The sequence below is a fragment of the Paenibacillus sp. 2RAB27 genome (assembly GCF_052115445.1).
Taxonomy (GTDB): domain Bacteria; phylum Bacillota; class Bacilli; order Paenibacillales; family NBRC-103111; genus Paenibacillus_E.
Map to the genome: position 1 here is coordinate 1 of NZ_JBFRGR010000106.1, position 586 is coordinate 586.

A 586-nucleotide genomic window follows, 5' to 3' on the forward strand; every position below is an offset into this window, starting at 1 on the left:
GAGCAGAGCATCATCGATTACGACGAAAAGCGGCACATTGCAAATGTCTGCAGATGTATGGCCTGCGAATGCCGTTGATAAAACTTTCACTTGGTCCGTCGTCAACGCGGACGGAACGGCAACGGATAAAGCGACGATCAGTGCTGGGGGATTGTTAACCGCAGTTAAGGATGGTGTGGTGAAAGTCATCGCAACAGCCCATGACAACTCAGGTGTCAAAGGAGAAGCGAATATCACCATCAGCGGACAAATTGCAAATGTAACTGCAGCTACATTAATCGGTCCCGAGGCTGTCTATCAGCAACAGCAATTCGATTTGACTGTTGGCGTGAGCAGCTTGGTCTCCAGCTTCACTACGCTCGATGTCATTCTGAATTATGATCCGAACTTGCTGGAGTTCGACACAGTAAYCAATAGCAACGGTTCTCTCTCCTTGACTGACGGTGCCCTGAGCTCACTAAGAAATCATTTCAACGTGTTGGGGACCGCGATCAAGGCCGATAAAGGCCAGATTCTAATCATTATGGCCAGCGAGGGAAATGACACCGCGATAAGTACGATCGGAAATCTGTTAACCATACACGCC

At 48.9% G+C, this 586-nt stretch carries 1 protein-coding gene; it reads left to right on the plus strand.

Annotated elements, in window-relative coordinates:
* Nucleotides 1–586, plus strand: a 586-nt coding sequence (locus tag AB4114_RS35835) for an Ig-like domain-containing protein (protein ID WP_441992683.1), incomplete at both ends; no start/stop codon positions are given.